This is a genomic window from Acidovorax sp. 99 (genome assembly GCF_003096455.1).
GTDB classification, from domain to species: Bacteria; Pseudomonadota; Gammaproteobacteria; order Burkholderiales; family Burkholderiaceae_C; genus Acidovorax; species Acidovorax delafieldii.
Genome location: NZ_QEKU01000001.1, coordinates 2069190 through 2084670, shown reverse-complemented (window position 1 = coordinate 2084670; position 15481 = coordinate 2069190). Strand labels below are relative to the sequence as shown.

Annotated in this window: 17 protein-coding genes and 2 pseudogenes; 8 read left to right on the top strand and 11 right to left on the bottom strand. The window is 65.7% G+C overall.

Annotated elements, in window-relative coordinates; translation table 11 throughout:
- Window positions 1-3 precede the first annotated feature (3 nt).
- Complete coding sequence (locus C8C95_RS09785; protein WP_243415667.1) at window positions 4-1956, bottom strand: TonB-dependent receptor; 1953 nt, start codon at window positions 1954-1956, stop codon at window positions 4-6.
- A 409-nt stretch (window positions 1957-2365) separates the two neighbouring features.
- Here C8C95_RS09785 and C8C95_RS09780 point away from each other — a divergent pair, with 409 nt between their 5' ends.
- The 6 genes and pseudogenes from C8C95_RS09780 (at window position 2366) to C8C95_RS09755 (ending at window position 6012) form a co-directional block, all read left to right on the top strand.
- Complete coding sequence (locus C8C95_RS09780; protein ID WP_116750219.1) at window positions 2366-2782, top strand: YciI family protein; 417 nt, start codon at window positions 2366-2368, stop codon at window positions 2780-2782.
- A gap of 26 nt (window positions 2783-2808) precedes the next feature.
- Window positions 2809-2958, top strand: a pseudogene (locus tag C8C95_RS09775) (polyketide cyclase); the annotation flags it as partial.
- Window positions 2959-3229: 271 nt separating this feature from the next.
- Window positions 3230-3613: pseudogene (locus tag C8C95_RS09770) on the top strand (SRPBCC family protein); the annotation flags it as partial.
- A gap of 76 nt (window positions 3614-3689) precedes the next feature.
- Window positions 3690-4097, top strand: coding sequence for a VOC family protein (locus tag C8C95_RS09765; RefSeq protein WP_116748454.1), 408 nt, complete (start codon window positions 3690-3692; stop codon window positions 4095-4097).
- 46 nt (window positions 4098-4143) lie between these two features.
- On the top strand, window positions 4144-5436 hold the full coding sequence (locus C8C95_RS09760) for an RNA polymerase sigma factor (protein WP_165836527.1): 1293 nt from the start codon (window positions 4144-4146) through the stop codon (window positions 5434-5436).
- A gap of 48 nt (window positions 5437-5484) precedes the next feature.
- Entirely contained in the window at window positions 5485-6012 is a 528-nt protein-coding gene (locus C8C95_RS09755; protein ID WP_116748453.1) for a GFA family protein, read from the top strand.
- 22 nt (window positions 6013-6034) lie between these two features.
- On the opposite strand, the gene C8C95_RS09750 is transcribed toward C8C95_RS09755, so the two are convergent.
- The 3 genes from C8C95_RS09750 to C8C95_RS09740 all read right to left on the bottom strand — a co-directional run bounded on the left by C8C95_RS09750 (window position 6035) and on the right by C8C95_RS09740 (window position 7452).
- Window positions 6035-6532 carry a ribonuclease HI family protein gene (locus C8C95_RS09750; RefSeq protein ID WP_116748452.1) on the bottom strand — a complete coding sequence of 166 codons (498 nt, stop codon included), beginning with the start codon at window positions 6530-6532 and terminating at the stop codon, window positions 6035-6037.
- Window positions 6529-6792 carry a DUF3297 family protein gene (locus tag C8C95_RS09745; RefSeq protein WP_015011863.1) on the bottom strand — a complete coding sequence of 88 codons (264 nt, stop codon included), beginning with the start codon at window positions 6790-6792 and terminating at the stop codon, window positions 6529-6531. Before C8C95_RS09745 ends, C8C95_RS09750 begins: the two co-directional genes overlap by 4 nt.
- 78 nt (window positions 6793-6870) lie before the next feature.
- Window positions 6871-7452 carry an NnrU family protein gene (locus C8C95_RS09740; protein ID WP_056742546.1) on the bottom strand — a complete coding sequence of 194 codons (582 nt, stop codon included), beginning with the start codon at window positions 7450-7452 and terminating at the stop codon, window positions 6871-6873.
- 162 nt (window positions 7453-7614) lie between these two features.
- Between C8C95_RS09740 and C8C95_RS09735 the strand changes: the two genes are divergently transcribed.
- Window positions 7615-7908 (top strand): TfoX/Sxy family protein, encoded by a 294-nt coding sequence (locus C8C95_RS09735; protein WP_116750217.1) that lies wholly within the window; start codon window positions 7615-7617, stop codon window positions 7906-7908.
- Between the two features lie 98 nt (window positions 7909-8006).
- Here the strand turns inward: C8C95_RS09735 and C8C95_RS09730 are convergent, their stop codons facing one another.
- Both C8C95_RS09730 and C8C95_RS23510 read right to left on the bottom strand, forming a co-directional pair.
- Window positions 8007-8639 carry a 3'-5' exonuclease gene (locus C8C95_RS09730; RefSeq protein ID WP_116748451.1) on the bottom strand — a complete coding sequence of 211 codons (633 nt, stop codon included), beginning with the start codon at window positions 8637-8639 and terminating at the stop codon, window positions 8007-8009.
- Window positions 8640-8698: 59 nt separating this feature from the next.
- The gene (locus tag C8C95_RS23510; protein ID WP_133246220.1) at window positions 8699-9508 is read right to left on the bottom strand and encodes a hypothetical protein; all 810 of its coding nucleotides are present in this window, start codon (window positions 9506-9508) and stop codon (window positions 8699-8701) included.
- A 251-nt stretch (window positions 9509-9759) separates the two neighbouring features.
- Between C8C95_RS23510 and C8C95_RS23505 the strand changes: the two genes are divergently transcribed.
- Entirely contained in the window at window positions 9760-9945 is a 186-nt protein-coding gene (locus C8C95_RS23505; protein ID WP_133246219.1) for a hypothetical protein, read from the top strand.
- 40 nt (window positions 9946-9985) lie between these two features.
- On the opposite strand, the gene C8C95_RS09725 is transcribed toward C8C95_RS23505, so the two are convergent.
- The 5 genes from C8C95_RS09725 to dinG form a co-directional block, all read right to left on the bottom strand.
- Window positions 9986-11263, bottom strand: coding sequence for a PHB depolymerase family esterase (locus C8C95_RS09725; RefSeq protein ID WP_116748450.1), 1278 nt, complete (start codon window positions 11261-11263; stop codon window positions 9986-9988).
- 58 nt (window positions 11264-11321) lie between these two features.
- Entirely contained in the window at window positions 11322-11747 is a 426-nt protein-coding gene (locus tag C8C95_RS09720) for a CopG family transcriptional regulator (RefSeq protein ID WP_108500045.1), read from the bottom strand.
- 298 nt (window positions 11748-12045) lie between these two features.
- Window positions 12046-12549 (bottom strand): pyridoxamine 5'-phosphate oxidase family protein, encoded by a 504-nt coding sequence (locus C8C95_RS09715; RefSeq protein WP_056742558.1) that lies wholly within the window; start codon window positions 12547-12549, stop codon window positions 12046-12048.
- A 148-nt stretch (window positions 12550-12697) separates the two neighbouring features.
- Window positions 12698-13057: a zinc ribbon domain-containing protein YjdM gene (locus tag C8C95_RS09710; protein WP_116750216.1), complete on the bottom strand. Its 360-nt coding sequence runs from the start codon at window positions 13055-13057 to the stop codon at window positions 12698-12700.
- A gap of 62 nt (window positions 13058-13119) precedes the next feature.
- Window positions 13120-15282, bottom strand: a complete 2163-nt coding sequence (dinG, locus tag C8C95_RS09705; RefSeq protein ID WP_116748449.1) for an ATP-dependent DNA helicase DinG — start codon at window positions 15280-15282, stop codon at window positions 13120-13122.
- Between the last annotated feature and the right edge of the window lie 199 nt (window positions 15283-15481).

The following is a 15481-nucleotide window of genomic DNA, read 5'->3' as shown; positions in this document are numbered from 1 at the left end:
GGCTCAGAACGCGTACGTCAGCTTGATGCGGTAGGTACGCCCGTCCTGCCGGAGCGCATCTTCCCGCACCTCGAACGAAGCGGGGTCGGCGTAGCGGCGGTTGAACAGGTTGTACACCCCCAGCGATACATCCACATCCGCGATGCGCGTGGAATAGGTCAGATGGGTCAGCACATGCCCGGGCAGGCGGGCGTTGAGCACGGTGTTGCGCGGGCCGATGCCGATGGCCTCGATGGCGTAGCGGCCCGGGTTCCAGCCCCAGTTCGCGGGCGTGTGCAATACGTCGGACCACTGGAGCTTGAGCAGGTGCCGGGGCGAGTTGGTCAGCGCTCCATCCGTTGACGGGTCCCGCGCCTTTTGCCACCCGTAGGCCACGCGCAGGCGCCGCCCGCCCGCCCAGCGTTGTTCGGCCTCGGCCTCCAGGCCATGCACCTTGACGGTGCGGGTGTTGTTGAAGGTGAGCCGGTCCGAGTGGCCCAGGCTGTCCAGCGAGATCAGGTCGCTCACCCCCGACCGGAACGCCGTCAGCAGCAGGCGCGTGGCCCCGGTCGGGGCATGCTCCACGGCCAGTTCGGTGGTGCGCACACGCTCGGACCGGATGCTGGTGGTGTCCACCACGCCGCCGGGCAGGTTCACTCGGTAGTCGCGTTCATAGGCATTGGCCGGACGGTAGGCCGTGCCGTGCAGCAGCTTGACAGCGGTGGCCGCGTCCCACCAGTACACCAGCCCCAGGCGGGGGTGCAAGGCGCCCGCGCTGCCCGATTGCTGCCCCCACCGCAAGCCGGTGTGCAGCGTGAGGTCGGGGCGCAGTGCAAACTCATCCTGCACATAGACGCCCAGCACATTGCCGTTGCGGCGTGTGTCAAGGTACTGCGCGGGCGGGTCCAGGTCGTCATTGCGCTGCGCGATGCGGGTGTCGCGCCGGTAGTCCAGCCCCCACGACAGCTTGTGCCGCGCCAAGGCGGTGCTCACCCATTGCCATTCGGTGCCCCACCACTGGCCGGTGCCGACGTCTCGGTTCACCGTCACGGGCGGGTAGTCGTACACGTAGTCGCCCACGTACTGGTAGCGCCCTGCGTGCAGGCGTGCAGTGAAGGCCAGCGTGGGCTGCCACTGCGCGGTGTATTCGGCGGCCACGCGCGTGCTGGTGTCGATGTACCGCGAGCGCGGGTCGTTGAAAACCTGCGAGAACGCTGCCGTCGGGATGCCCTTGCTGCGCTCGCCATGGGCCAGGGTCAGCGTCAGTCCATCGCGTCGCATGCGGGCGAACAGCTGGGTGCTGCGGTCATAGTCCAGGCCGTGCGCCACGCCCTGGTGGCTGGCGGGCGCATCGAACGCGGGGTAGTACTGGTCGGCCCCGCGTGCGGTGGAGCGCGTGGCCGCGATCAGCCAGTCGCCTCCCTGCGCATCGACGGCGCCTACCGAAAACCGCAGCTTGGCGTAGCCATGGCTGCCGGCCTCGGTGCTCACCTGGGGCCCGCCCAGCTGGCGACCGTCGCGGGTGATGACATTGACCACGCCAAAAAACGCATTGGCCCCATACACCGCCGACCCGGGGCCAGGCACAAATTCCACCCGTTCCACCAGGTCCAGGTCGATGGGAAAGTCCGTGCCGATGCTCGCCTGGTCGTAGAGGTTGTCGTTGAAGCGTACGCCGTTGACCAGCAGCAGCACCCGCGTGTTGTAGTCGCCCGGCGTGGCAAAACCCCGTGTGCCCAGATAGTGGTAGCTGCGGTCGTAGGACACGTACAGCCCGCGCATGCTGGCCAGCACATCGGCCAGCGTGCGGTAGCCAAACAGCTGGATGTCATCGGCGGTCACCACGCTCACGGCCGCCGGGGCCTCCAGGGCCGTCTGTGCATACCGGCTGGCCGTGGTGACCTGCATCTGCATGAGCTGCTCCAGCGGCAGGTCGGCCATGGCGGCGATGTCGGACTGCGCGTGGGCTGCCGCCATGCCAGCGCACAGCCCCAATACCACCCATGGGCGGTGTGGCCGCTGTCGATAGGTCGATCCTCGTTTCATGGCAAAGGCACTGCGTGTGGCTGGCGGTTGTCCCCCCGTGGGGACTTCGCTGGCGGGCGGGCGGGAGGATGCGGGGCGAAGTCTCAGGATCGATGAATCAGTCTTTACAAATTGTATCGACCAGGGGTTGCAAAACCCAGTGCGGGCGCTCAGTAGTCTCCCTATGGCGGCCCCTCGCCCGCCCCGCGCGCCAACCGCCCAGGATAGGTGTTAACCCTCGTTTCACCCGGGCTTGCACATCCGGATGTCGATTTCGGGCGCTCCCATTCGTCGTCACTGTGAAGCACCTGGCATGGACCGTCGGCGCTTCCGCATTTTTTACTACCCTGAGGAGAACCCCATGCGCTTCATGATCATCATCCAGGCCACCGCCGAATCCGAACAGGGCTGCCAGCCGACCGCAGCCCTGATGACTGCGATGGCCCGCTACCACGAAGAACTCGCGCGGGCCGGCGTGCTGCTGGACGCCAGTGGCCTGCAGCCCTCCGCCAAGGGCTGGCGCGTGGGCTACGGCGCCAGTGGCACCCGCACCGTCACCGACGGCCCGTTCACCGAGACCAAGGAGCTGATCGCGGGCTACACACTCATCCAGGTGCGCAGCCGCGACGAGGCGCTGGAATGGACCCGCCGCTTTCCCAATCCACGCGGCGAGGGCCTGGATGCCGAGATCGAAGTGCGCCAGCTATATGAGATGGAGGACTTTGCCGGGGTGGATGGCGTCGAGCAGTTCCGCGACCTCGAAGCCCTGCGCGGCTGATGCCCAGCGTGAAGGACAACATCCCCATGATCAAGACCATCGCCCTCGTGCTGCTGGCGGCCCTGGCGCTGCTGCTGGCGTTTGCCGCCACCCGCCCCGACACCTTCCGCGTGGAGCGCAGCCGCGTGATTGCGGCACCGCCCGAGCGGGTGTACGGGCTCATCCACGACCTGCGTTAGGGCCTGTTCACCTTATTTTTGCCAGATGCGTTGCGATGCCCAAGGGCCAGGCGCAAGGCGCCAAACGAAGCTGGGGTGCGGCCCCAGCGAGGCTTGGCAACGCCGCGGATGGCCCTTGGGCATCGCAACCCGGAGGGAAGGCCTCCCCCGCCACACCACTCGTCGTTGCGGTCCTAGCCAAGGCCCCGGCCTTGGCGTCGTCGCGCGCCTAGATTGGCATGGCGGGGGAGGCCTTCGCACTGGCAAAAATAAGGTGAACAGGCCCTGGTTCAACACCTGGAACCCGTATGAACGCAAGGACCCGGCCATCCAGGGCCAGTACAGCGCCGCCACCAGCGGCCCCGGCGCTCGCTACGCCTGGCAGAGCGACAAGGTGGGCGTGGGCAGCATGGAGATCGTCGAGGCCACTGCGCCACGCCGCGTGGGCATGAAGCTCGACTTTGTGAAGCCCTTCGAAGCCCACAACCAGGTGGAATTCACCCTGCAGCCCGAAGGCGCAGGGGCCACGCGCGTGACCTGGGCCATGCAGGGCCCCGTGCCCTACCTGGCCAAGATCGCCCACCTGGTGTTCAACATGGACCGCATGGTGGGGCAGGACTTCGAGGAGGGCCTGGCAAACCTGCAGGCTGTGGCGCAGAAGACCGCCCCATGATTGCGCGCCACCGCCCCTTCACCTTTGCCAAACCCATCGTTTCCCTTTACCGTCATCACCCTTCTGGAGAGTCGTCATGCATGCACAGATTTTCGTGAACCTGCCCATCGACAACATGGCCCGCTCGCAGGCGTTTTTCCGCGCCCTGGGCTACGAGTTCAACCCCCAGTTCACCAACGACCAGGGCGCCTGCCTGGTGGTGGGCGAGAGCCTCTTCGTGATGCTGCTGGTCAAGAGCTTTTATCAAACCTTCACCGACAAAACGATTGCCGACGCACGCACCACGTCGGAGGTGCTGGTGTGCTTCTCGTGCAGCAGTCGCGAAGAGGTCGATGCGCTGGTGGACAAGGCCGTGGCTGCAGGCGGCACCACACCGCGCCCGGCGCAAGACCTGGGTTTCATGTACTCGCGCAGCTTTGACGACCTCGATGGTCACACCTGGGAGTTTGTGCATATGGTGGATGCCAGCAAGGCGCTGGGCTGAGAAGGTGTGAATGAATGCGCCGGATTCATTCACACCTCTTGATCGCGTGAACCCCTCTGCCCTGCCCGACCGCGATGCCCTGCACCGCAGCATCGACTCGGTGTGGCGCATCGAGGCTGCGCGCATCATTGCCAGCGTGGCGCGCATGACGCGCGACGTGGGCCGGGCCGAGGAACTGGCGCAAGACGCCCTGGTGGCCGCGCTGGAGCACTGGCCCAAAGACGGCCTGCCCGCCAACCCGGCCGCGTGGCTCATGACGACCGCCAAGCGCCGCGCCATCGACCACCTGCGCCAGCAGGCGCTGCACCAGCGCGAGCACGAGGCCCTGGGCCATGACCTCGAAGCGCTCGAGGCGCAGTACGCGCCCGATGTGGTGGACACCCTGATGCACGCCGAGCAGGACGACATTGGCGACGACCTGCTGCGCCTGATCTTCACCGCCTGCCACCCCGTGCTGCCCACCGAGGCGCGGGTGGCGCTCACGCTGCGGCTGCTGGGCGGCCTCACCACGGCCGAGATCGCGCGCGCCTTCCTGGTGCCCGAGCCCACCGTGGCCCAGCGCATCGTGCGTGCCAAGCGCAGCCTCACGGCCGCCCGTGTGCCGTTTGAAGTGCCCGGGGCGGCCGAGCGCGCGCCGCGCCTGGCCTCGGTGCTGGAGGTGATCTACCTCATCTTCAACGAAGGCTATGCCGCCACCGCGGGCGACGATTGGATGCGCCCCGCGCTGTGTGGCGAAGCCCAGCGCCTGGTGCGGGTGCTGGCCAGCCTGGCGCCCGACGAGCCCGAGGTGCAAGGCCTGGTGGCGCTACTCGAAATCCAGGCCTCACGCCTGCCCGCACGCACCGATGCACAAGGCCAGCCCGTGCTGCTCATGGACCAGGACCGCGCGCGCTGGGACCACCTCCTGGTGCGCCGGGGCCTGGCCGCCCTGGACAAGGCCGAGCAACTCGCGCACGCCGGCAAGCCCTGGGGGCCGTACGCATTGCAGGGCGCCATCGCGGCCTGCCACGCACGCGCCCGGCAGGCGCAAGACACCGACTGGCCCCACATCGTGGCGCTGTACGACGCACTGCTGCAGGTGGCGCCCTCGCCCGTGGTGGCACTGAACCGCGCCGTGGCCGTGGGCATGGCCGAGGGGCCGGAGGCCGCGCTGGCGCTGGTCGATGCCCTGGCCAGCGACCCCCTGCTGCGCCACTACCACTGGCTGCCCAGCGTGCGCGGCGACCTGTTGGCCAAGCTGGGCCGGGGAGATGAAGCGCGTGCCGAGTTCGAGCGCGCGGCCAGCCTCACCCGCAACGCGCAGGAAAAGGCGCTGCTGCTGGCCCGCGCCTGCGGCTGAAGGCCGGTGTTGTGCTCACCCTCACCCCGCTGCAAGGACGCCCCCCTCATGCCCCACCCTGCCCCTGAATACCCACTGGAAGGCGGCTGCACCTGCCGCCATGTGCGCTACCGCCTGTTGGCGCCCCCACTGTTTGTGCACTGCTGCCACTGCCGCTGGTGCCAGCGCGAAAGCGGCGCTGCCTTTGCGCTGAACGCGATGATCGAGGCCGACCGCGTGGAGCTGCTCGCGGGCACCCCGGCGATGGTGCACACCCCGTCAGAAAGTGGCCTGGGCCAGCAGATCGTGCGTTGCCCCCGCTGCCAGGTGGCGGTCTGGAGCCACTACGCAGGCGCGGGGCCCGTGATGGCGTTTGTGCGCGTGGGCACGCTGGATGCGCCCGACCACCTGCCGCCCGACATCCATATCTTCACGGCCTCCAAACAGCCCTGGGTGGTGTTGCCGCCGGGGATACCCGCCGTGGCGGAATATTACGAACGCGAGGGGTTGTGGCCTGTGCAAAGCATCGCCCGTCGCCAGGCGGTGCTGCCGCGCATCCAGGCCTACCGTGCGGCTGCGGGGCTCGACCCGGCCTGACGGCGTGTGCCGGGAGGGGGGCTCAGCGCCGGCGGCGCTTTTTGATGGTCTGGCCTTGCGGCGTGGCGGCCTTGGGTGCCAGCCCCAGGGCGGCGCGGGCCAGCGTATCGGCCGCGCCATTGCGGTGGCGGGGAATCCACTGGACCTGGGCTTGTGGGAACTGCCGCAGTGCCTGGCGTGCTTCGCCAAACAGCGTCGCCAGCCGCGCGATCGGTGCCGTGGGATGGCCGCCCAGCTGCTCCACCAGCACGCTGTTGTCGCTGAACACGTGCACTTGGGTTGATGTGGCAATGCCCTGCTGCGCGAGCCACTGCAGCGCCAACATCAGCGCGCGCAACTCGGCCTCGTTGTTGCAGCCGGTGAAGGTGGTGGCTTCGCAGATCTGGTGCCGCACGGTCCCGTCGGGGCCGGTCAGCACGGCCCCCAGGCCCATGCGCCCCGGGTTGGGCCAGGCACTGCCGTCGCAGTGGATCACCCAGGCACCCGGGGCGAGCGGCGCGGCCGCCCGTGCAGCGGTCACTTGTAAAAAGCTTCGACCGTGCCCTTGATCTTGATGAGCAGCGGCTGGCCCTTGCGGTCCACCGTCTTGCCGGCGGGCACCTTCACCCAGCCTTCGCTGATGCAGTATTCCTCCACATCAAAACGCTCCTTGCCGTTCAGGCGGATGCCGATGTCGTGCTCGAACACGGCGGCCACATGGTGCGGGCTGCGGGGGTTGACCGACAGGTGGTCGGGCAGGGGCGGCAGGGCGGGGGTGTTGGGGGTGGTGGCTTCGGTCATAGAGGTCTCAGCGAGAAAGGAGAAAACGCAAAGCGCGGATTCTCCGGCATTTGGGGTGCCGGCCTTCCCAGCGTTCGATCATCGCCCCAGCGGCGCCACCCCGATCAGCCACGCATGGCCCCAGAACGCAAAGCCCGCCCAGGCCACTGCACCCACCACCACAGCCGCCGCCGTGCCTGCAGCGCTGCCTGCCGCGTACACGGTGCCCTGCGCCCGGTCGCGCTGGCGCGCGGCGCGAAAGCTCAGCACCGCCCACAGCAAGAAGCTGCCAAACAGCAGCACGTCGGCCAGGTTGCCGTTGGACAGCAAATGCGCCAGCGCCCACACCTTCACGCCCAGCACCATGGGGTGGTGCAGCCGGGCCTTGAGGGCGTTGCGCGGCACATAGGTGGCGGCCAGCAGCACAAAGGCGATCAGCGTCAGCAGCGCTGCGGCGTGCCGCATGCCGATGGGCGGCACCCACAGCACCACCGGCTGCTGCCGCGCCAGGCCGTAGCCCCAGACGATGAACGCCAGGCCCACGGCCGACACCAGCGAATACAGCCCTTTCCACGGCATCTCGCCCAGGCGCGCCCGCGTCTGCGTGCGCCAGCCATCGGCCACGATGCGCACCGAGTGCACGCCCAGAAACAACACCAGTCCCAGTACCAGATACCCCATGGCCAAGCCTTTCTTGTCGTCGTGAATCAACAGGGGCTGGCGCGCCGACATCTGGCGGCGTGGCCCCTCGGTCTTGCTTGGGCGGATTATCGGCAGTGCGTGCCTTTGCCCTCGTCGTGTGGGGGCTTGCCGTGCTGGCTCCGCGCCGCCATCATGCCGCCCATGTCTGTCCGCCCGTTGCCCGACGCCTCTGAGCTACGCGCCCTGCCCAACCTGGGCCCGGCGTCCGAACGCATGCTGCACGCGGCGGGTATCCACACCCCCGCAGCGTTGCGTGCACTGGGCTCCGTGCCCGCTTTTGTGGCTGTGCGCCAGGCGGGGCAGCAACCCAGCCTCAACCTGCTGTGGGCGCTGGAGGGCGCGCTGAGCGGCCGGGACTGGAAAAGTGTGGCCCAGCAGGAGCGCACCGCGCTGCTGATGCAGCTGGACGATCTGGAGAGCGGTCGCCAGCCCTGATTTCGAGCGAAAACTGCCCCGAGCGATAGTGAATCAAGCGCTGATAGCTATCAATTTGGTAGTCGTTTTGCTGCTGCATTGCCTGCACGCAGGTCGTGTCAGATCCCCGCATGCTGCGCCAGCAGCGCCCCCACCTTGGGCTTGGCGCAGCGCTGCAGCGTTTGCAGCAAGGCGTAGCTGGGCTCGGCCACCCGCCAGCGGGTGCGCAGGTCGTGCTGCATGCGTGCCAGCAGCGCAGCGGCCATCTCGGCATCGGCCAGCGCCCGGTGGGCCTGGCCTGTGCGCGGCAGGCCGTGGTAGTCCACCAGCGTGCCCAGCTTGTGGCTGGGCGCCTGCGGGTACAGGCGCCGCGACAGCAGCACCGTGCATGCAAACGGCTGCGGCGCGGGCAGTCCGGCCAGGGCCAGTTCGGCCTGCCAGAACTTGCTATCGAACGATGCGTTGTGCGCCACCATGGGCGCATCGCCCACAAAACGCGCGGCATCCTGCATCACCTGCGCCGCGTCGGGCGCGGCGTTCACCATCGCGTTGGTGATGCCGGTGAGCTGGGTGATGAAGGACGGAATCCACACCCCGGTTTTCATCAGGCTCTGGAACCGGTCCACCACCTGGCCGCCTTCCAGCAGCACGATGGCCACCTCGGTCGCGCGCGCGCCCTGGCCGGGCGAGACGCCGGTGGTTTCAAAGTCGATGACGGCGATTAATCTCGAACCGCACGATAGTGGCTGCATGGGGGTTTGTATTGCAATAAATGCATTCAGGATATTTGAGCGTTATTGTTGGGTGGCTTTTAGAAAGAAGACAGTCTTTTCTTTTCTTTCTGATCTTCGTGAAGTTTTTCCATTTCTTTGTATTTTTTTAAATCAGCTAGTGCTGCTTCGAACCCAGGAGGGTAGTAGTAATTTAGGGTGTATATCGGCTTGTTATCCGTGGCTTTTGCGCAATCCCATCTGAGCGATGCTGCACCGGAAATTCCTCTAAATGAATCGGCTAACGTGTTACATAGTTGTGGATTCTTTACTATTTTCCTGCGAGTGACAATTTCAACAATAAAACCATTATCGTACTCCGCCCAGGTTTCTTTGATGTATGTTCGATTGGCTATCTTGTCATTTTGAATATCGGTTTTCTGAGCGTTTTTATTATATTTTTTGTTAAAGTTTTTGCGGAGTTCGTTTACTAGGGATTCGTCAATTTCATCAATTAAGGAATTCTTGTATACGCGCAATGCAACTAGCACGTCGTGATAGAACGTGCCTTGCAAATATTGATCGTCAATGCTGAATTCGGCGAATTTTATATTTGGTTTGTTTGAGGTCTGAACGTTGTTCGATAGAAATTCACCTCCTATAGATCCGTGATCTTTTAGGTTGATTTTGGCTTTTGATATGTTGGATATATCTTGTGTTGTACTTTTTCCCAATATTAGTCCGCCAAATATCTCTGCTTTACTATTCGATAAATTGAAAGCTATTTCACCTCCGGGCGGCAGTTTTTGTAGCTCTTGCATTTCAAGTGAGCTACTATCTGTTGCATGTATAGTTAATGATGTAGCGCTGATGATGGTCGCGAGAATGGCAGATTTTAGGGTTGAAGGCATTTGTTTAAAAATATAGGTTGGTGATGTAAATTGGTGTGCGATATGGAGGTATTAAATTGAAATATTAATGAATATCGCATGTAGAATTATCTAGACACTGCTTTGGGATATATTAAAACCAAGTTCTACACCCGCAGAGTGATTTCATCGCAGTTGTGGCTACTTGGGGCTGGTGCGCAGGTAGTGCGATCCTTTCGGCACCACGTCGCGTTTGCGTCCGAGGGCATTGCTGCACCCCGGTTCATCCCCGCGTGGACTATTCAGACCACGCGGCCCACCTCGACGCAGGCTACCCCACTTTGACGGTGACCGATATTGCCCGTTACCGCTATCCGCATAACCACACCCGCCGGCACACACCGGACAAGGCGGATCACGACCGGCTGACCCGCGTGGTTCAAGGGCTTGAAGGTGTGGTGCGGGACCTCGCGCATTGACTCCTGCGTGCCTAGACAGAGCGAAGCGCGGGGGCGCACATCAATCCCTCGCAGCGCGCGGATGCTCCAGAAAAAACCGCAGTATCTCCTGCGTGGCGTCCACGCCGCGCGGGTCGGTGTGGCTGCCGCCCGCATGCCCACCGGCCCACGCGTGCCCTGCGCCGTGCAGCACCCAGTGTTCTGCCACCACCGTGCCAGTCAGTGCGCTGGCCGACGGGGCGCCACCCGCCACGGTGTACACCTTGCGGGTGTAGCTCTGGCCACCACGGGACTGGCCCTGGTGCACGGTCTCCACCGTCGTCTGGCCGTAATCTGGGGCCGTGGCCAGTGTTGACAGCGTTGCCTCGATGAGCTGTTCACCGTTGTGTGCATGTACGGTGGTGTCGGCGTCGCCGTGGAACACGATCACCGGTGGGGGTGGCAGGGCTGGGGCGTCAGCGGCATGGTGGGTCGCCGCACCGGGTTTGGCCCCGTTCTTCATCGCCGACAGTGCGCCCATCACGTTGTGCGCGGCACCCGCCTGCAGGCCGGAGTGCACGCCCACGGCCGCAAACAGGTCGGGGTATTCGCGGCCCAGCAGTGCGGCCATGGCGCCGCCGGCGGACAGGCCCGCCACGTAGACGCGTTGCGCATCCACCGGGTGGCGCGCCATCACATCCCGCAGCATGGCCACGATCAGCGCGGGCTCGCCGCTGCCCCGATGCTGGTCGCCGGGGCGAAACCAGTTCCAGCAGCCGTTGGGGTTGGCGCTGTGGGGTTGCTCGGGGTACAGCACCAGGGCGTTGGCGGGCGCTGCTGCGTCGTTCATGCCCGTGCCAGTCGCAAAGTCCACCGGGTTCTGCGTGCAGCCGTGCAGCATCAGCACCAGGGGCATGGGGGTGCCTGCCGTGGCGCCCGGGGGCACGTACAGGTGGTAGTGGTGCGGGTTGTGCCGAGCGCCCGGGTGGGTGAAGGCCACGCGGGTGAAGCCCCCAGCGGGCTCCGCCAGCGGGTGGTGGCTGGCGGCGGGGCGTGGTGTGGTCGTGGGCTGTGCCTCTGCGGGCGGAGCGTGGGTGCTGCGGTCGATGACCACGGCGTCTTCCACCTCTTGCGCGGTGTGGGCACTGCGCCAGCGGGGGGCGTTCCCTGCCGTGGGTTCGGGCTCGGGTGCGTGCAGCGGGGGCGCGCTCGTGCTGGCGGGTGCGGGAGGGGGGCCATGGCGCGCCACGGCCTCGCCCAGGGTTTGCTGGATGGCCCGCGTGGCGTCGGCCAGTTGGCCGCTGCGCACCAGCTGGGTGGCTTCGCCCATCAGGCGCTTGAGGTTCAGGTTCCAGTCCATGGGGACTCCTTGGTGGTGGGTGCGGGCACGGGCGACGCGCTGCGGTCTCTGTACGGATTCAATGCATGCGCCCGGCCAGCGCGGCCTTGACGGCCGTACTGGCGTGGAACGCGCCCAAGACCGTCACCGAGGCGATCGTGGCCTGCGCCAGTGCGGGCGGCACGTCGTCGTCGATGCTGGCCAGGCCCAGCACACGGATCTCCAGCGCCTGGCCTGCCGCCAACACGGCCTCCAGCTCGGCCCGGCCAAAACGCTGCAGTCCCAGCACAAGCATCTTGCGGGCCACCACCTGGCGCACCGCGTCGTTCTGGGCGGTCAGCTGGTTGCGGATGGCGGTGCGGATGAAGTCGGTGCGGTTGGCGTAAAAGCCTTCGGACACCAGCAGGTCAATGTGGCCCAGGTCCACAAAACCGAGGTTGATGGTGACCTTCTCGGACTCGGGCACCTTGCTGCGTGCGGGGGCGGTGGGAACCAGGTTGCTCATCAAGCGCACTCCAAAAAACATCCAGACAGATGGTGCATGGATGGAATATGGATGGTAGTTGGCTGCTTTGCAAGACCTGCCCAAAAAGAATGGGGCCTGCGGGCCCCAGGAGGTACTGCATGCGTTTACTACCAAAATAGTAGCAAACAAGCCATGTTTCCGTAGCGCTAGCGCCCGGTTTTGCCTGAAATTTGCCCCCGGGGACCTGCAGGATGGCGGTGCAAATGCTGCACCGCCCTGGGGAAAGGCACTCAACTCACACCCTGCAGGCCGATCCCGAGGGATCGTCCACAGGCGCTCAGAACAGCGTGAGTTCCTTGTGTTCGCCCAGGCTGCGCGGCGGCTCGCCAGTGAAGGCTGCCTTGGCCATCTGGAACAGTTGCACCATCTTGCTCTCGTCCACGTTCCAGTATTCGGCGTGGCGAACGCGCACTACCAGCAGCGCCAGGTCCGGGTCGGTCGCTCCGCCGGGGAACCACGCCTTGGCCAGGGGCGACCACAGGGCTTCCTTGAGCGCGCGGTCGTCCACAAAACGCGCCTGGCCTGACACGGACACATAGCGGTCCTCGCCCGGGTCGGCGTACGACACATTCACCTCCCCATCGGTCAAAAGGCGTTCGTACAGCTCGCCCGACTGGGAGATGAAGAAGTACAGCTCGGCCTGTTCATCGAGCTGCCGGTTTTGTGTGGTGAGCGGGTGCGCGTGCAGCATGCCTGTGGACGTGCGGTGCGTGAGCATGCCAAAACGGATGTCCTTGATGAGCTTCCACAAGGTGTCGTGGGCGGGGGAATTGGGGTGCATGGGGCCTCCAGCAGGTGGTAGGGAATCAATCGAAGAGTGCGGGCACTGCAATCGATTGACTCTAGGCACCATGGGGCGGCCAGGGCGTCGGCGGGGAACGCCGATGCCTGTGGGCGGTTGTCTGACACAGGGGCGCCGCCCTCCTCCATCAGGCCTTCTTCAAGAACTCCGACTTCAGCAGCATGCTGCCCAGGTCCGTCTTGCAGTCCACGTTGTGGCCATCGGCACCATCCACCAGGCGGATGCTCTTGATCTTGGTGCCCTTCTTGAGCGTGGACGACGAACCCTTGACCTTGAGGTCTTTCACCAGGATCACCGCGTCGCCGTCTGCGAGTGGATTGCCGTTGGCATCGCGCACCACGCCGTCGCCTGCTTCTGCGGCATCGGACTCGGCAGCATCGGCCACTTGCGGCCATTCAAAAGCGCAGTCGGGGCACACATAGTTGCTGCCATCGGGGTAAGTGTTCTCCAGGCCGCATTGGGGGCAGGCAGGGGTGGTGTGGGGCATGGTGGGGTCCTCTCTGTCGTTGTTGTAGTGGTTGTGAAATCGGTGCGCAAAGTGTCGCCGCTTCACAGCGGCGCGCGTTGCTCCAGCGCAAACGGCGGCAGCCCTTTGAGCAGCCGCTGGCCGTAGCTCGTGCGCGTCAGGCGCTTGTCGTAGCAGTACACATGCGCCATGTCTTCTTCGGTGCGGATCGCGCGGCCCACCCATTGCGCCAGGCGGATGGCGGTGGCGGGCACCACCAGTTCGCTGAACGGGTCGCGCCCCACGGCGCGCAGCCACTCGGCGCGGGCCTCGCCCACTGGGTCGTCGGGCGGGGCAAAGGGCAGCTTGGTAATGAACACCGACTCGCACAGCCGCCCGGGCAGGTCCAGCCCCTCGCCAAACGACTGCATGCCAAAGATGACCGAGGGCTCGCCGTTCTCCACGCGCTCGCGGTGGCGCTTGAGCAGCTGCGTGCGCGGCAGCGCGTTCTGCACCAGCACCACGCTGCGCATGGCGGTGGGCAGCGCGTCCACGGCCTGTCGCATCTGTTCGCGCGAGGTGAAGAGCACCAGCGCGCCGTATTCCACCCGGGCAATGTCGTGCAGCAGCGCATCGACCATCTCGGTGGTGAACTGCGCGGCGTTCTTGGGGTCGGCGCGGGTTTCGGCGGCAATCAGCGTGCCCTGCGCGGCGTAGTTGAAGGGGCTGGGCACTTCGAGCGTGGTGGTGGCTTCATCGCCATGCAGGCCCGCCTCGCGCAAGAAGAAGTCGAAGTGCCCGCAGCTGGTGAGCGTGGCCGAGGTCAGCACCGCACCGCGCACGGCGCTCCACAGGTGGTTGCGCAGCGTGGTGCCGGGCAGGATGGGGCTGGCGTGCGCCTTGACCACAATGAAGTCGCCGTCCACCTCCAGCGTGAACCACTTGGCCGCCGGTACCGCGCCTTCGGGCGCATCCTGCAGCAGCAACTGGGCCGTGGCGTGCAGCGCTTCCAGGCGCGGGGCCAGCATGCCAATTTGTGCATACAGCGTGGACAGGCGCTTGGCCTCGTCGGGCTTGTCGCGCATCTCGGCGCGCAGGGCTTTGCTGATGGCGCGCAGGGCATCGAGGAAGCCTTCGGCACTGGCGGCCAGCAGGCCCAGCGGGGCAATGAGCTGTTCGGGCAATTCGCCGCGTGGCACGCGCACGCGCGCCGGGCCCCAGGCGCCGGGCTGGCTCTTGAGCTGGGCGCCGTACACATCCATCACGATGCGCGCCAGGTCCTGCAGCGTCTGCCGCAGCTGGGCCGAGTGCTTGGGAATGTCGGCAATCTCTTCAACCTCCAGCAGCGCGCCAATGCGCAGGCCCCGGCTGGCAAGCCGCTCGATCCAGGTGATGCGCGACAGGTCCATGCTGCACGCAAACTGGTCGAGCGCTGTGGCGGGCAGGTGGTGGGCTTCGTCCAGCACCAGGAGGCAGTTGCCGAGCTCAGGCAACACGCGCGCGCCCAGCGATGACAGCAGCAAATCGTGGTTGGCCACGATCACCTGCGCACCCACCAGCTCCTTGCGCTTGTCGTAGTAGGTGCACTGGCTGAAAGCCGGGCAGTGTTTGCCGGTGCACGATGCGCCCTCGGCTGCCACGGGGCTCCACACCTCGGGCTCGGGCGGTGTGTCCAGGCTGTCGCGGTCACCATCCCAGGCGCCTTTCGACAAGGTTTGCGCCATCGTCGAATAGAACTGGATGCGCGCCTCGGTTTCGTGCCGGGGGCGCTTGGCGCGGGCGGCCGCTTCCTCCTCGGCAAACAGGTCGTCTTCGCCCTCTTCCTCCGCCTCGCCCGTGCCCGCCAGGCGGTCGAGCTTGAGCTTGCACACATAGCGCCCGCGCCCCTTGGCCAGCGCAAACTTGAAGGGCTGGGGCAGCAGTGCGGCCAGCGCGGGCAGGTCCTTGTTGACCAGCTGCTCTTGCAACGCCACCGTGGCGGTAGAGATCAACACCCGCGTGCCGCGCGACAGCGCCAGCGCAATGGCGGGTGCGCAGTACGCCAGCGACTTGCCCACGCCCGTACCCGCCTGGATGACGGCAATGGAGCGCGTGGGCGCGGCCTCGCCACTTTCTTCATCCACCTTGCCCAGCGTGGCGCTGCTGAACGTGCGCGCCACCTGCTGCGCCATCAGCCGCTGGCCAGCGCGGCTGCGAAAACCCTCGGTGGCCGACACCACCGCATCGAAAGATTCAAGGGCCTGTGCGGCCCACACCTGTTGAGACATACAGTAGTGTCGCATGCTCCAGACGGCGTGGCCGCCGACCGTGCGGTGGGCCCGAATTCTGGCCTTGTAGCAACCCCTTGGCCGCACAATCCGCGAACAATGACACTAAAAAAGGGGTATGCGATGCGAGGGAGAACAGCGCAGGCTGCAGGCCTTGGCCTGCACGGGGCCTTTGCGTGGCACCAAGCCTTGACGCAAT

Coding starts and splice junctions, on each gene's coding strand:
- C8C95_RS09785 (WP_243415667.1), bottom strand. CDS start 1,956: ATGGCGGCAGCCCACGCGCAGTCCGACATCGCCGCCATGGCCGACCTG.
- C8C95_RS09780 (WP_116750219.1), top strand. CDS start 2,366: ATGCGCTTCATGATCATCATCCAGGCCACCGCCGAATCCGAACAGGGC.
- C8C95_RS09765 (WP_116748454.1), top strand. CDS start 3,690: ATGCATGCACAGATTTTCGTGAACCTGCCCATCGACAACATGGCCCGC.
- C8C95_RS09755 (WP_116748453.1), top strand. CDS start 5,485: ATGCCCCACCCTGCCCCTGAATACCCACTGGAAGGCGGCTGCACCTGC.
- C8C95_RS09745 (WP_015011863.1), bottom strand. CDS start 6,792: ATGACCGAAGCCACCACCCCCAACACCCCCGCCCTGCCGCCCCTGCCC.
- C8C95_RS09740 (WP_056742546.1), bottom strand. CDS start 7,452: ATGGGGTATCTGGTACTGGGACTGGTGTTGTTTCTGGGCGTGCACTCG.
- C8C95_RS09735 (WP_116750217.1), top strand. CDS start 7,615: ATGTCTGTCCGCCCGTTGCCCGACGCCTCTGAGCTACGCGCCCTGCCC.
- C8C95_RS09730 (WP_116748451.1), bottom strand. CDS start 8,639: ATGCAGCCACTATCGTGCGGTTCGAGATTAATCGCCGTCATCGACTTT.
- C8C95_RS23510 (WP_133246220.1), bottom strand. CDS start 9,508: ATGCCTTCAACCCTAAAATCTGCCATTCTCGCGACCATCATCAGCGCT.
- C8C95_RS09725 (WP_116748450.1), bottom strand. CDS start 11,263: ATGGACTGGAACCTGAACCTCAAGCGCCTGATGGGCGAAGCCACCCAG.
- C8C95_RS09720 (WP_108500045.1), bottom strand. CDS start 11,747: ATGAGCAACCTGGTTCCCACCGCCCCCGCACGCAGCAAGGTGCCCGAG.
- C8C95_RS09715 (WP_056742558.1), bottom strand. CDS start 12,549: ATGCACCCCAATTCCCCCGCCCACGACACCTTGTGGAAGCTCATCAAG.
- C8C95_RS09710 (WP_116750216.1), bottom strand. CDS start 13,057: ATGCCCCACACCACCCCTGCCTGCCCCCAATGCGGCCTGGAGAACACT.
- dinG (WP_116748449.1), bottom strand. CDS start 15,282: ATGTCTCAACAGGTGTGGGCCGCACAGGCCCTTGAATCTTTCGATGCG.